11 protein-coding genes are annotated in these 14,427 nt (G+C 70.8%); 10 read left to right on the top strand and 1 reads right to left on the bottom strand.

Going from position 1 to position 14,427, the window contains the following annotated elements:
* The first annotated feature begins 137 nt into the window (after positions 1 to 137).
* The 10 genes from ACTMTI_RS23160 (at position 138) to ACTMTI_RS23205 (ending at position 12,524) form a co-directional block, all read left to right on the top strand.
* Positions 138 to 1,220, top strand: a complete 1,083-nt coding sequence (locus ACTMTI_RS23160; protein ID WP_441122569.1) for an NAD(P)H-dependent amine dehydrogenase family protein — start codon at positions 138 to 140, stop codon at positions 1,218 to 1,220.
* A complete protein-coding gene (locus tag ACTMTI_RS23165) occupies positions 1,217 to 1,720 on the top strand; it encodes a carboxymuconolactone decarboxylase family protein (RefSeq protein ID WP_441122570.1) in 504 nt (167 codons plus the stop codon). Before ACTMTI_RS23160 ends, ACTMTI_RS23165 begins: the two co-directional genes overlap by 4 nt.
* Before the next feature lie 16 nt (positions 1,721 to 1,736).
* Positions 1,737 to 3,341 (top strand): GMC oxidoreductase, encoded by a 1,605-nt coding sequence (locus tag ACTMTI_RS23170; protein WP_441122571.1) that lies wholly within the window; start codon positions 1,737 to 1,739, stop codon positions 3,339 to 3,341.
* A 71-nt stretch (positions 3,342 to 3,412) separates the two neighbouring features.
* A complete protein-coding gene (locus ACTMTI_RS23175) occupies positions 3,413 to 3,871 on the top strand; it encodes a hypothetical protein (protein WP_441122572.1) in 459 nt (152 codons plus the stop codon).
* A 328-nt stretch (positions 3,872 to 4,199) separates the two neighbouring features.
* A complete protein-coding gene (locus ACTMTI_RS23180) occupies positions 4,200 to 5,498 on the top strand; it encodes an ABC transporter substrate-binding protein (protein ID WP_441122573.1) in 1,299 nt (432 codons plus the stop codon).
* Positions 5,492 to 6,424, top strand: a complete 933-nt coding sequence (locus ACTMTI_RS23185; protein ID WP_441122574.1) for a carbohydrate ABC transporter permease — start codon at positions 5,492 to 5,494, stop codon at positions 6,422 to 6,424. The genes ACTMTI_RS23180 and ACTMTI_RS23185 overlap by 7 nt, the downstream gene beginning before the upstream one ends.
* Positions 6,421 to 7,248 (top strand): carbohydrate ABC transporter permease, encoded by an 828-nt coding sequence (locus ACTMTI_RS23190; protein WP_441122575.1) that lies wholly within the window; start codon positions 6,421 to 6,423, stop codon positions 7,246 to 7,248. The genes ACTMTI_RS23185 and ACTMTI_RS23190 overlap by 4 nt, the downstream gene beginning before the upstream one ends.
* A 13-nt stretch (positions 7,249 to 7,261) precedes the next feature.
* Positions 7,262 to 9,865, top strand: a complete 2,604-nt coding sequence (locus ACTMTI_RS23195) for a family 78 glycoside hydrolase catalytic domain (protein WP_441122576.1) — start codon at positions 7,262 to 7,264, stop codon at positions 9,863 to 9,865.
* 185 nt (positions 9,866 to 10,050) lie between these two features.
* The gene (locus tag ACTMTI_RS23200) at positions 10,051 to 11,046 is read left to right on the top strand and encodes an endonuclease/exonuclease/phosphatase family protein (RefSeq protein ID WP_441122577.1); all 996 of its coding nucleotides are present in this window, start codon (positions 10,051 to 10,053) and stop codon (positions 11,044 to 11,046) included.
* Between the two features lie 140 nt (positions 11,047 to 11,186).
* Positions 11,187 to 12,524 carry a xylan 1,4-beta-xylosidase gene (locus ACTMTI_RS23205; protein WP_441122578.1) on the top strand — a complete coding sequence of 446 codons (1,338 nt, stop codon included), beginning with the start codon at positions 11,187 to 11,189 and terminating at the stop codon, positions 12,522 to 12,524.
* On the opposite strand, the gene ACTMTI_RS23210 is transcribed toward ACTMTI_RS23205, so the two are convergent.
* On the bottom strand, positions 12,505 to 14,424 hold the full coding sequence (locus tag ACTMTI_RS23210) for a hypothetical protein (protein WP_441122579.1): 1,920 nt from the start codon (positions 14,422 to 14,424) through the stop codon (positions 12,505 to 12,507). The genes ACTMTI_RS23205 and ACTMTI_RS23210 overlap by 20 nt on opposite strands.
* Between the last annotated feature and the right edge of the window lie 3 nt (positions 14,425 to 14,427).

Genomic DNA, 14,427 nt, shown 5'->3' on the forward strand with positions numbered 1-14,427 from the left:
CGATGTGGAAGCCCGTTCATTGAAGACGTCCGCAAAGCGCTTCGGGTTCGATGATCGGCCATATCCGGTTGGGCCGGAGGCTCATCGGGCGATGATCGGGCCTATACACCTAACCAAGCGCTTGTTACGCTCCGCCCATGGTGTCCACGGTGATCTGGGGTACCGGCAACGTCGGGCGCGCGGCCATCCGCGCCGTCGAGGCTCATCCGGCGCTGGAGCTCGCGGCCGTCCTCGTTCACGACACCGGCAAGCAGGGCCGGGACGCGGGCGATCTCGCCGGGCTCGGCTACGAGGCCGGCGTCGCGGCGACCACCGACGTCGAGGCGGTGCTGGCCGCCCGGCCCCGCGCCGTGGTGTACGCGGCATCCGGCGACATCCGCCCCGACGCCGCCCTCGCCGACGTCATCAGGGCGATCCGGGCCGGCGCCGTGGTCGTCACCCCCTCTCTGTACGCGCTCTACGACCAGCGCGGCGCCCCGCCGGAGCTGCGGGAGGCGGTGCTGGCCGCCATCGGGGACGGCGGCGGCTCCCTGTTCGTCTCCGGCATCGACCCCGGCTGGGGCAACGACGTGCTCCCCCTGCTGATCAGCGGGCTCGGCAGCACCGTGGACGCGATCCGCTGCCAGGAGATCTTCGACTACTCCACCTACGACCAGCCCGACTCGGTCCGCTACCTGGTCGGCATGGGCCAGCCGATGGACTACGAGCCACCGATGATCGCTCCCACGGTGCCCGCCATGGTGTGGGGCGGCCAGGTACGGCTGATCGCCAGGGGTCTCGGCGTCGAACTGGACGAGATCCGCGAGAGCGTGGAGCGGCGCCCGCTCGACGCCACGGTGAGCACCGAGGCGATGGGCGAGTTCGTGGCGGGCACGCAAGGCGCGGTGCGGTTCGAGGTGCAGGGCATCGTCGAGGGCGAGCCCCGCATCGTCGTCGAGCACGTGACCCGCGTCCACCCGTCCTGCGCCCAGGACTGGCCGGTGCCGCCCGGCGGCGGCGACGGGGCGCACCGGGTGATCATCGAGGGCCGGCCGCGCATCGAGGTCACGGTGGAGGCCACCGACGAGGGCGGCAACCGGTCGGCCGGCGGGAACGCCACCGCGGCCGGCCGCCTGGTCAACGCCATCGACTGGCTCGTGGAGGCGGAGCCGGGGCTCTACGACGCGCTCGACGTGCCGCTGCGCCCGGCGACCGGCCGACTCGGAAGGAAGCACCCGTGATCATCGACGTTCCCGAGGGCAAGGACCCGATCGAGTACGTGTGGGGCGCGATGGTCCCCGGCATCGGGACCGCCGCCTCGAAATTCTCGCTGTCGGTGTACGCGCACACGACGCTCGGGCTGCGCGAGTTCGAGGCCGCACGGCTGCGGATCGCCCAGATCAACGGATGCGCCTTCTGCCTCGACTGGCGGACGGAACGCGACGGGCGCAAGGTCGAGGACGGCTTCGCCGACGCGGTGGCCGAGTGGCGCACCACGGACGCCTTCGACGAGCGCACGCGGCTGGCCGCCGAGTACGCCGAGCGCTACGCGCTGGACCACCACGGCCTCGACGAGGAGTTCTGGGCCCGGATGGCGGCGCACTACAGCCAGGCGGAGATCGTGGAGCTGAGCATGAGCATCGGCGCCTGGTGGGCGTTCGGCCGGCTCAACCGCATCCTCGGCCTGGACACCGCGTGCCTGCTGCCCGGCGGATCATCGCCCGCCGGGGAACCTCGATGAGAGCGAGGAACCTCCCATGAGCGACACCCTCTCCCGCCGCGGCTTCATCGCCGGAACCGGTGCCGCGCTGGGGGTCGCGGCCCTCGCCTGCCGCGCCCCCGCCGCCCGCGCGGCGGCCGGCCCGATCGCCTCCGGCGCGCACGTCCCGGCGCTGGTGATCGGCACCGGGTACGGCGGCTCCGTCGCGGCCCTGCGCCTGGCCCAGGCGGGCGTCGACGTACACCTGATCGAGATGGGCATGGCCTGGGACACACCGGGCACGGACGGCAAGATCTTCTGCAACACGCGGGAGCCCGACTACCGGTCCTACTGGCTGCGTACCAGGACAAAGGCCCCGCTCAACTACTTCCTCGGCTTCCCGATCGACCGGGACATCCCCCGCCACACCGGCGTCCTGGACGCCGAGGAGTTCGGCGGGATCACCGTCTACCAGGGCCGCGGCGTCGGCGGCGGCTCGCTGGTCAACGGCGGCATGGCGGTCACCCCCAGGCGGGAGAACTTCGGCGCCGTCCTGCCGTCGGTGAACGCCGCCGAGATGTACGACGTCTACTACCCGCGCGCCAACGCCGGGCTGGGCGTCGCCACCATCGACCCGGCCTGGTTCGACACCACCCCCTGCTACCAGTACGGCCGGGTCGGCCGGAAACACGCCCAGCGCTCCGGCTTCCCGTTCGTCTTCGTGCCCGACGTCTACGACTGGAACTACATGCGGCAGGAGGAGGCCGGCACCGTCCCCAAGTCGGCGCTGGCCGGCGAGATCCTCTACGGCAACAACCACGGCAAGAAGTCGCTCCAGCAGACCTACCTCGCCCGGGCAAAGGCGACCGGCAGGGTCGCCGTCTCGCCGCTGCACCGGGTCACCTCGGTCGCCCCTGCGTCCGGCGGCCGCTACGCGGTCGTCATCGAGCAACTCGGCACGGACGGGAACGTCACGGCCACCAAGACCGTGACCGCGGACCGGGTCTTCTTCGCGGCCGGCAGCGTCGGCACGAGCAAGCTGCTGGTCAAGCTGAAGGCCACCGGCGCGCTGCCGAACCTGAACGACGAGGTGGGCAAGGGCTGGGGCGACAACGGCAACGTCATGTGCGGCCGGGCCAACCACATGTGGGACCCGACCGGCAGCCTGCAGTCGGCCATCCCCTGCTGCGGCATCGACAACTGGGCGGCCGGGGGCGCGTTCGCCGAGGTCGCACCGCTGCCCACGGGCATCGAGACGTACGCCTCGTTCTACCTGTCGATCACCAAGAACCCCCACCGCGCCCAGTTCTCGTGGAACGCCGCGACCGGCAAAGTGGAGCTGAACTGGCAGACGGCCTGGAAGCAGCCGTCCATCGACATGGCCAAGACGATCTTCGACAAGATCAACGCCAAGGAGGGGACGATCTACCGTACCGACCTCTTCGGTGTCTACAAGATCTGGGGCGATCACCTGACGTACCACCCGCTCGGCGGCGCGGTCCTGAACAAGGCCACCGACAACTACGGCCGCCTGACCGCCTACCCGGGCCTGTACGTCATCGACGGGTCGCTGATCCCCGGCAACACCAGCGTCAACCCGTTCGTCACCATCACGGCGCTCGCCGAGCGCAACATCGAGCGCATCATCGCAACCGACCTGTGAGGGCTGGCACCGCGCCAGTAGATCCTTCACGATGCAGGTGCCGGATCAACCATGACAGGGAGGTCTATGCCATGCGTTTACGTGCCTGGTCGGCAGTGGCGGTCGTGATCGCCGCCGGCCTGTTCACGGCCGCGCCCCCGGTGGCGGCCCAGGCGGCGGTGAAGTTCTACGCCGACTCGGGGGACTCGTGCCGGCGCGGGGTCACGGAAGGGACGCTGGAATGGGTGGACGGGCCGGTCGTCCGGCCGACCGTCAAGGTCGCGGGCTACCTGGCCGATGAGCCGATCAACTCGCCCTGCGCCCAGGACGCGATGCTCTCCACGGCCACCTTCAGCGCCTACAACGGCACCACTTTGGTCGACAGGGAGGCGTACAAGGCCGACAACGAGCGGGTCGCGCTGTCGTTCGCGCTCTCCGACGCGACGGGGGTCACCGCCATCGATCGCGTCGTGGTGCAGGTGTGCCGGTACAGCACCTCGCCGATCGGGATCAGCTACTGCGGCAAGGCCACGGAGTACAAGACGCCCTGACCGCTGAGGCTGCGCGCGCCCGGTCCGGCGCGCGCAGCCGTACGAGGCCTCTTGTACGGGCAGCGCGCGGCGACGCGCACACCGTCCTGGTCGACGGGCGCGGGCTGAGCCTCGCGTAGGCCAAGGGGAATTGTCCGGGTTTCGCGGCGGATCCTCGTGGGTAACGTTACCCATTTTCGGCCAGATCTTACCTGGCAATATCGGCAATGCCCAGTGTCACGATAGGGGATCGTTCCCCAAATCCGCCCTTGACGGTGTCTTAAGTAACGCCTACGTTAACTCGCAACGGGGGACGTTTAAAACGTTTCAATGAACCCGGAGGGGCGTTGTGAAGACCTCTCACCGCACGCTGGGAGCGGCTCTGGCCGTGCTCGCGATGGCGGCCCTGACCTCCTGCGGCTCGGACTCCGAGGCCGCCGACGGCACGGTCACCCTGTCGTTCCTCGTGGACAACGGCCAGGGGACCACGGCAACGGCCAAGGCGCTCGTGGACGCCTTCACGAAGGCCGATCCCACCATCAAGATCGAAACTGAGACGCGTCCCGGCGGCAGTGAGGGCGACAACATCGTCAAGACCAAGCTCTCGACCGGCGACATGGCAGATGTGTTCTGGTACAACTCCGGCTCGCTGCTCCAGGCCCTCAACCCGGGCCAGACCATGGTGGACCTCACCGGCGACCCGGTGCTGCAGCACGTGCAGAAGGAGTTCCTGCCGGTCGTGACCCAGGCCGGCAAGGCGTACGGCGTGCCGGCCGGCACCGCCATGGGGGGCGGCATCCTCTACAACCGCAAGGTCTACGACAAGCTCGGCCTGCAGGTGCCGAAGACCTGGGCCGAGTTCATGGCCAACAACGACAAGATCAAGGCGGCCGGGATCACGCCGGTGGTCTCGACGTTCAAGGACACCTGGACCTCGCAGCTGTTCGTGCTGGGCGACTTCTACAACGTCCAGGCCGCGGTCCCGAACTTCGCGCAGGACTACACGGCCAACAAGGCCAAGTTCGCCACCACGCCGCCCGCGCTCGCCGGTTTCCAGCACCTGGCCGAGGTGCACGCCAAGGGCCATCTCAACGAGGGCTTCGGCTCGGCCACCGTCGACCAGGGCATGAAGATGCTGGTCGAGGGCAAGGGCGCGCACTTCCCCATGCTGAGCGCCCAGGTCCCGCCGCTGGTGGCCACGATGCCGCTGGCCGCCACCGACGTCGGCTTCTTCGCCATCCCGGGCACCGACCCGGCCAAGAACGGCGCCACGATCTGGGAGCCGGCCGGCGTCTACATCGCCAAGACCACCGAGCACCTGGAGGCTGCCAAGAAGTTCCTGGCCTTCATCGCCTCGCCGGCCGCCGCCGACGCGGTCAGCACAGCCGTCCAGCCGGCCGGGCCGTACCGGGTCCAGGGCGCCAAGCTGCCGGAGAACGCCATCCAGGTGGCCAAGGACCTGCAGGCGTACGTCGACAAGGGTGCCACGGCGCCCGCGCTGGAGTTCGTCTCCCCGGTCAAGGGCCCGTCGCTGGAGCAGATCACCGTCGCCGTCGGCTCCGGGCTGACCCCGCCCGCCGAAGGCGCCGCCCAGTACGACAAGGACGTGGACAAGCAGGCCAAGCAACTGGGGCTCGCGGGATGGTGACCAAGCAGGACGCCGGGCCGCGTACCAGGCCCGGCGTGGCCCGCGAGCAGGAGCAGGCGGCCCGCGGGAGGCAGCGCGCGGCCTACCCGTACGCGCTGTACCTGCCGGCCGCCGTCGTCTACGTGGTGATCTTCCTGGTGCCGACGGTGATGGCGTTCTACTTCGCGCTGACCCGGTGGACGCTGTTCGACAGCACGTTCGTGGGCCTGGAGAACTTCCGCGAGTTCTTCGCCGAGCAGAACCTGCGCATCGGGTTCACGAACACCCTCATCTACGCGGTGGTCACCAGCGGGCTGAAGGTGGTGCTCGGGCTGCTGCTGGGCGTGCTGCTGACGTCGAAGCTGCGGCTGCGCGGCTTCCTGCGGTCGGTGGTGTTCTTCCCGGTGCTGGTGTCGACGGTGGCGGTCGGCATCACCTTCAGCGCGCTGCTGCGGCCCGACACCGGCCTGGTCAACAAGGTCCTGGCGCTGGCCGGGATCGACGGCCCCGACTGGCTGGGTGACGCGAACACCGCGCTGCTGTCGGTGGCGCTGGTGGACGTGTGGAAGGGGGTGGGCATCGCCACCGTCATCTACATCGCCGGCATCCTGTCCATCCCGCGCGACTACTACCAGGCCGTCGCCGTCGACGGGGGCGGCGCCTGGCACCGCTTCCGGCACGTCACCGTGCCTCTGAGCTGGCCGGCCACCTACTCGGTGATCATCCTGTCGTTCATCGGCGGCCTGCGCTCGTTCGACCTCATCTGGACGATGACCCGCGGCGGGCCGGGCTTCACCAGCGACACCATCGCCTCGATCATCTACAAGCAGTACCAGGCCGGCTTCTTCGGCCTGTCCACCGCCGGGAACGTGATCCTGTTCGTCGTCGTCACGGCCATCGTCGTCCCGCTCAACTACTTCCTCGGCAAGAGGCAGGTGGCTTCATGAGAGCGCTGAAGAGGTTCGGCGGGGAGGGCGTCGCGCTGGTCGTGGCCACCGCGATCTTCCTGGTCCCGTTCTCGTTCATGCTGCTGACCGCGGTCAAGGACCGGGTCCAGTCCGCGGACCTGGACTTCGCCTGGCCCACGAGCTGGCCGATCGTGCGCAACCTCATGGAGGTGATCGAGGCCCGCGACTACGTGCTGCTGCGCGCGTACGTCAACAGCACGATCCTGACCGTCGCGTCCGTCGCGCTGATCGTGGTGTTCGCCGCGATGGCCGCGTTCGTGCTGCAGCGGCGGGCCGGGAAGATCGGCGCGGTGGCCAACTTCCTGGTCCTGTCCGGGCTGATCATCCCGCCCGCGATCGTGCCCACCATCTGGCTGCTGCAGACGCTCGGCCTGTTCAAGACCATGCCGGGGCTGATCCTGGTCGAAGTGGCCTTCCACATGTCGTACGCGGTGCTGCTGTTCCGGGCGTTCGTCGCGGCCATCCCGCGCGAGCTCGACGAGGCCGCCCAGATCGACGGCTGCACCGGGCTCACGCTGTTCTTCCGGGTGATCTTCCCGCTGCTCCGGCCGGTCACCATCACCGTCATCCTGACCACCTCGGTGGCCGTCTTCAACGACTTCGTCAACCCGCTCTACTTCCTGCCCGGCGACGAGAACGCCACCGTGCAGGTCACCCTCTACAACTTCCAGAGCCAGTACAGCACCCAGTGGAACCTGCTGTTCATGGACATCGTGCTCATCACGATTCCGCCGCTGCTGCTGTTCATCTTCTTCAACCGCAAGATCGTCGCCGGGATGACCTCCGGCGCCATCAAGGGCTGAGTTAAGGAGCATCTTGCCGCACGTCATCACCGTCTCGGGGCCTGCCTTCGAACACCACCTCGACCCTCTCGGCATCGGCGAAAGCGCCCCGCGCCTGTCCTGGACCATCACGACCGACATCCCCGGCTGGGAGCAGCAGGCGTACGAGATCGAGCTCAGCGACGGCACCGCGACCGGCCGCGTCGAGTCGGACCAGTCGGTGCTCGTCCCCTGGCCGGGCCCCGGGCTGACGTCGCGCGAGCGGCGCGGCGCCCGGGTGCGGGTGCACGGCCGCGACGGCTCGGCCGGCGACTGGAGCCCCTGGTCGTGGGCCGAAGCAGGGCTGCTGACCCCGGCCGACTGGCGCGCGGAGGCGGCCGCGCCGCCGCTGGACCTGCTCGGCCCGCCCGACGGCCCCGCCCTGCTGCTGCGCCGCGGCTTCACCGCGCGCGGCCCCATAACGAAGGCCCGCCTGTACGTCACCGCGCACGGCCTGTACGAGGTCGAGCTCAACGGCCAGGTCGTCGGCGACGACGTGCTCGCCCCAGGCTGGAGCAGCTACGGCCACCGCCTGCGCTACCGCACCCACGACGTCACCGGCCTGCTGCGCGAGGGCGGCAACGCCATCGGCGCCACCCTGGCCGACGGGTGGTACCGCGGCCGGATCGGCTTCCGGGGCGGCAAGACCGGCATCTACGGCGACCGTACCGCGCTGATCGCCCAACTGGAGCTCACCTACGCCGACGGCTCATCCGAGGTGGTCGCCACGGACGGGAGCTGGCGTTGCGCGCCGGGCCCGGTCACCGCGGCCAGCCTGTACGACGGCGAGAAGCACGACGCCCGCCTGCTGCCGGCCGGCTGGTCGGAGCCCGGCTTCGACGACGCCTCCTGGCTGCCCGCCGACGCCCTGCCGCACGACCCCGCCCTGCTGGTGGCGCCGACCGGGCCGCCGGTACGCCGGGTGGAGACCCTGCCCGTCGCCGAGGTGCTCACCAGCCCGTCCGGGCGTACCGTGCTCGACTTCGGCCAGAACATCGCCGGCCGCCTGCGCATCCGCGTCCAGGGCCCGGCCGGGCACACGGTGACGCTGCGCCACGCCGAGGTCCTGGAGAAGGGCGAGCCGGCCCTGCGCCCGCTGCGCGACGCGGCCGCGCTCGACCAGTACACGCTGCGCGGCGACGACGAGCCCGAGGAGTGGGAGCCGCGCTTCACCACGCACGGCTTCCGGTACGCGGAGGTGGACGGCTGGCCGGGCAAGCTGGACCCGGCCGACGTGCAGGCCGTCGTCTGCCACACCGGCATGCGCCCCACCGGCGAGTTCGGCTGCTCGGAGCCGCTGCTGAACCGCCTGCACGACAACGTCCGCTGGAGCATGCGCGGCAACTTCGTCGACCTGCCCACCGACTGCCCGCAGCGCGACGAGCGGCTGGGCTGGACCGGCGACCTGCAGGTCTTCGCCCCGGCCGCGGCCTTCCTGTACGACTGCACGGGCCCGCTGGCGTCCTGGCTCGCCGACCTGGCGGCCGAGCAGGCCGAGCTGGGCACGGTGCCGCCGTACGTGCCGTGGGTGCCGCTGATGTCGGAGGCGTTCCCGGCCGCGGCGTGGGGCGACGCCGCGGTGATCGTCCCGTGGGTGCTCTACCAGCGTTTCGGCGACGTCGAGCTGTTGCGTACGCAGTATCCGAGCATGAAGGCGTGGGTGGACGAGATCGCCGGGCTGGCCGGGGAGAGCCACCTGTGGGACAAGGGCTTCCAATTCGGCGACTGGCTCGACCCCGCCGCGCCCCCGGACCAGCCGGGCAAGGCGCGTACGGACCACGCGCTCGTCGCCACCGCCTACCACGCCTGGACGGCCCGCATCCTGGCCGACACGGCGGCGCTGCTCGGCCACGACGCCGACGCCGCGCGCCACGCGGAGCTGGCGGACGCGGTGGGCGCGGCCTTCCGCCACGAGTACGTGACCCCGTCGGGGCGCCTGGCCGGCGACTCGCAGACGGGCTACGCCCTGGCCCTGTGCCTGGACCTGCTGGACGGTCCCGAGCAGCGCGAGCGCGCCGGGCGCCGCCTCGTCGAGCTGGTCACCCAGGACGATCACCGCATCGCCACCGGGTTCGTCGGCACCCCGCTGATCTGCGACGCTTTGTGCTCGGTGGGCGCGTACGACACCGCGTACGCGCTGCTCATGCAGCGGGACTGCCCCTCGTGGCTGTATCCGGTGACGATGGGGGCCACCACGATCTGGGAGCGCTGGGACAGCCTGCTGCCCGACGGCACCGTCAACCCCGGCGAGATGACCTCCTTCAACCATTACGCGCTCGGCGCGGTCGCCGACTTCCTGCACCGCACCGTCGCCGGCCTCGCCCCGGCCGCCCCCGGCTACCGCGAGCTGCTGGTACGGCCGCGTCCCGGCGGCGGTCTCACCCACGCGCGCGCCGCCCACGACACGCCGCATGGGCGGGCGGAAGTGAGCTGGGAACGGGCCGGGGGGCGGCTGGAGCTGCGCGTGCTGGTCCCACCGAACACCACGGCCACCGTCCACCTGCCCGCCGGCCCATCCCACCCCATCACCGTCGGGTCCGGGGAGCACACCTTCTCCTGCGCGTACCGCGATCCGGCCGACGACCCGGCGCCTGCGTGAGCACGCCGGCCCGGGCTCCTCGCCGCGCACCATGACGGACGGGCCCGCCGTGATCGGCTGCACCTGCGACGCGGCGCGGCCTGCCGCACCCGGCGGGAGCCGCGCCTGCTCGCGGAGAACTGGCTTTTATGTCCGTCAGGTAAGGCCGCATCATCATGGGATTTTAAGGATCGCCGCATAGGTTCGTGGCCGTGCTCATGGACAAGGTCGTAAGCGTGGCGGCGGTGCGGAGCAGGCCCCGGCGCCGGTGGGTGGCGCGGCTGACCGTCGGGGTCGCAGCGCTGTTCGCGGCGGGGACGGCCGTGCGGTTGGGCGGCTTGGAATCGGGGGCCCTGCTGGTGCCGCTGGTCTCCTTCACGCCGTATTTCGGGGTTGCGGCGCTGGTGGTGCTGGCGGTGGCGGCCGGGATGCGCAACCGGGTGGCGGTCGGGGTGATGCTGGCGGTGTGCGTCTGCCTGGCCTGGTCCGTCGTGCCGCGGGCGGTCGGCGACGCCGCGGCCGTCGAGGGGCGGCCGTTGCGGATGCTGACCGCCAACCTCAACGGCGGGCGCGGGGACGCCCGGGTGATCGTCGATCTGGTGCGCAGGCTGAACGTGGACGTGCTCAGCCTGCAGGAGCTGACCTGGTCGGAGCGCGACCGGCTGGCGGCGGCGGGGCTTGGGGGGCTGCTGCCGTACCAGGTGGTCGAGCCGGCGACGTGGGGGCCGGAGGGCAGCGGCGTGTACGCGCGCTATCCGCTGCGCGCGCGTACCGGGCTGTTCCAGCCGGTCGGGCACCACATGCCGGTGGCGGAGGTGGCGCTGCCCGGCGGCTCGCCGGTGGAGGTGGTGGTCGTGCATCCGGTTGCGCCGGTGCCCTCGACGGTGCCGGAGTGGGAGGCGGGGGTGGCCACGTTGCCGCCCGCGCCGTCGTCGGGGCCGCCGCGGATCCTGGCGGGCGACTTCAACGCCACGCTGGACCACGCCGTGTTCCGGCGGCTGCTCGGCACCGGCTACACCGACGCGGCGGCGGCCACCGGGCAAGGGCTGGTCCCGACCTGGCCGATGCGCAGGCTCCCGCCGCTGGTGACGATCGACCACGTGCTGACCGACGGCCGGGCGGGGGCGGCCGGTGTACAGATCCATGACATTCCGGGGTCGGACCACCGGGCGCTCTTCGCCGACCTGCGGGTGCGACCGTAACGCTTGGCTATGGATCAGGTCTCCGGCCACCGCTCCGGCCCTCCTCCATGCCATGCTCTCAGCCAACAAAACTTCAGAAACGGGTGGATACTCAAGTGGTATCGGATTCCGGGAAATCGACCCGGCGGCATCCTGCTCGGATGATCGCCTTAGCCGCGGCTGCCGTGGCGTTCACGCTGGTCGCGAGCTGTGCGCCCAGCCCTTCCGCCCCCGTGGCTCCGGCCACGCAGGGGGGGTCGGGGGATCCGACTGAGCCGACGGAGTCCGCCACCGCGGCCCAGAAACCACCGGAGACCGACCCGGACTGGCCTCGCTGGGGGTTCACCCACACGGGGACCAGCGCCAACAACGTGACCCCGCAGTTCGAGCGGACCGTGGCCACGTCGCTGTCCAAGACCCCTATGCTGCAGAACCAGCACATCATGGGCTTCGGGGCGCTCAACCCGGAGCCGCGGCCCCAGGAGTATTTCTGGGAGGACCTCGACAGCCGGACGAACTTCATGAAGGAGTCCGGCGGCAAGCAGATCATCACGCTGTGCTGCGCCCCCGACTGGATGAAGGGCGGCCCCGAGGGCCCGACCTCGCAGGAGGGATGGGCCGAGCATCTTGAGGACGCGCCGTACAAGCAGCACTTCGACGACTACGCCAAGCTGGCGGCGACCGTCGCCAAGAGGTACTCCGACGTCGACTACTTCATGGTCTGGAACGAGTTCAAGGGCTTCTGGAAGGACCACTCCAAGCCCGCGGACTACAAGGGCTACACGGAGCTGTACAACAAGGTCTACGACGCGGTGAAGGCGGTCCGCCCGGACGCCAAGATCGGCGGCCCGTACCTCGGCTTCGACAGCAACAAGAGCGGCCAGTCGGAGCTGCGCGGCTCGTGGGGCGTGGTCAACCAGAACGTCCTCGACGCCTTCAACTACTGGTTCGAGAACAAGAAGGGCGCTGACTTCGTCGTCGTCGACGGCGCCTCGCCGACCGACGCCCACCAGCTGCTGCCGGACGAGTTCGGCGCGCTGGACAAGTTCAGCGCGGTCACCACCTGGCTCCGCAAGAAGACGGGTGACATGCCGATCTGGTGGTCGGAGTGGTATTTCGTCCCCGAGGACGGCACCACGTGGCCGGAGCCCAAGCGGCTCGCCGTCCAGGCGGCCTCGATGATGGAGTTCGTCAAGAGCGGCGCGACCACGGCGCTCTACTGGAACCCGCAGGCCAAGCAGGAACCCTGCACGGGCTGCCTGTGGGATCCGAAGAGCGGGGCCACGACGGCGACGGGGCGGCTGCTGAACTCCTTCGTCAAGTGGTTCCCCGCCGCCGCCGAGCTGGACCAGGTCACCTCGTCCGACCCGAAGGTCCGGGTGCTGGCCCAGCCGCAGCAGCTGCTGCTGGTCAACACCTCGGACGCGCAGGTCACGACGACCGTGGACGGCAAGGAGTTCGCCCTCAAGCCGTACGAGATCAAGTGGAGCGGCCGCTGACCTCCCACGGCCGCCGGTACGACGGCCGGTAGGCGCGCAGGCGCAGCCGCAGAGTCAGCGTGACGGTCGTGCCCGCGGGCAGCTCCACGGTGAGGTGCGGCCCGCCCACCACGTGCTCGGCGGTCGAGACGACCGGATCGTGGTGGATGTACTCGGTGTCGTGCCCGGTCCAGCCGGGCTCGGCCGCGGTCGCGGCGGCGGTGACGATCTCGTGCTCGCCGAACGCCCCGGCCTGGACGACGATCGTCCGGTCGGCCGTGGCCGACAGGTTGACCAGGGTGACCACCGTGGCCTCCGGGTCGATCGCGCTGACCAGCGCCGCCACCTGGTCCGGCACGCCCGGGCGGCGGCGTTCGGCGTCGAAGTAGCGCACCCTGGCCTGCTGCAGCCCGCCGTTGTAGACGACCTGCGGCCCTCCCCACATGAGCTGGGCGAGGGCCTCGGTCACCACCGGGTTGACGTTCTGCCACAGGTGGATGGCCTCCTCCGGCAGGTCCCGGCCGGCGTTGGCGAGCAGCAGCGCGATGCGGCGGCGCGCCTGCGCGTGCGCGGCGGCCAGGATTTGCTCGGGGTAGCCGGGGTTGTCGCCGCACAGGTACGCGTACCACGGCTCCTCGTGCCCGGCCTCCTCCTTGTCGCGGAACGCCCGGACGTTCGCCCAGTCGTAGCCGGCCGCGGCCCGCAGCGCGTCCAGGCGGGCCCGGTCCTCGGCCGCGCCGGTGTGGTGCCAGAGCGCGAGCGGGACCGAGGTCTGGATCGGGTTGTAGTCGAACCAGCCCTTGTCGCTGTGCCGGTAGGGCACGAGCAGCGTCGGCACGTCCACGTCGGAGCCGAGGTGGGCGCGCCAGCGGCCCTGGTTGGCCGAGTCACTCTCGTTGAACGGCAGCTTGACGCCGCGCTCGATGACCGCGTCCAGCAGGGATCGGACGAAGTCCAGGTAGCGGTCGTCGCCGGTGGCCAGCGCGGCGCTCAGCGCGCCGACGGCCACCGCCTGGCCGAGGCTGTACATGCCGTGCGGCCAGGTCCAGCCGTAGTGGCCGCCGTACCAGCGGCCGTCGAGCAGGCTGCCCACCACGCCGTCGAGGCCCACGTTGTCCGGGACGACGCCGCCGTTGTCCTCGGCCCGCCGCTGCCAGGCGCCGACGTACTCGCGCAGCCACGCGGCGTACCGCTCGTCGCCGGAGACGAGAAAGGCGTTGCAGACCAGGCCGGCCACGCTCAGGTTGCCGGCCGCGTCGCCCCGGCCCAGCCGCCGCTGCATCTCCGCGCCCAGCCGCGGATCGTCGGCCGGCGGCGGGACGGGCGCACCGGCCGGGAGCAGCCAGTCCAGCGGGTAGCCGTACTGCGCGGCCTCGGCCTCGGTCCACGGGTACGCGGGAGAGTCGGACACCCCCTCCCTGGCCCCGCGGCTGCCGTTGTGCGGGGCCTTGATGATGCGGTGGACCGGGTCGTAGTTGCCCTTGGCCGGGTCGAGGTAGAGATCGGCGAACCGGGTGGCCCGTTCCGCCCACGCCTCCGGGTCCGCGGCGGTCAGGAAATACGTGAACAGCAGGCTCTCACCCTGGTGGAACCAGTCGTAGCCGATCTCGAACTCGTCGGCGAACATGCCGAGCCGGGTCATCTGCCCGACCACGCCGTGCCAGTGGCGGGCGCAGGTCTCCAGCAGATCGTCCGCGCCGCCCAGCAGGTAGAGCTGCGGCCAGTTGAAGAACGGCTCGAAGAAGTCGTCGGCGCCGTCGCGCGAGGACAGCCGCCCGTCGTACCGGAGCGAGCCGTCGGGCCCGGCGTACCGCGCGGAGAACAGCCGCCACCCGCTGTCCAGCAGGTCGAGCAGAGCGCGCTGGGACAGCGCCCAGGCCGGAGGATCGAGGACGGGGACGCTCGCCGTCACGATGGTCATACG

Origin of the sequence: Nonomuraea sp. H19, from assembly GCF_052068215.1 — a bacterium.
Lineage (GTDB): Bacteria > Actinomycetota > Actinomycetes > Streptosporangiales > Streptosporangiaceae > Nonomuraea.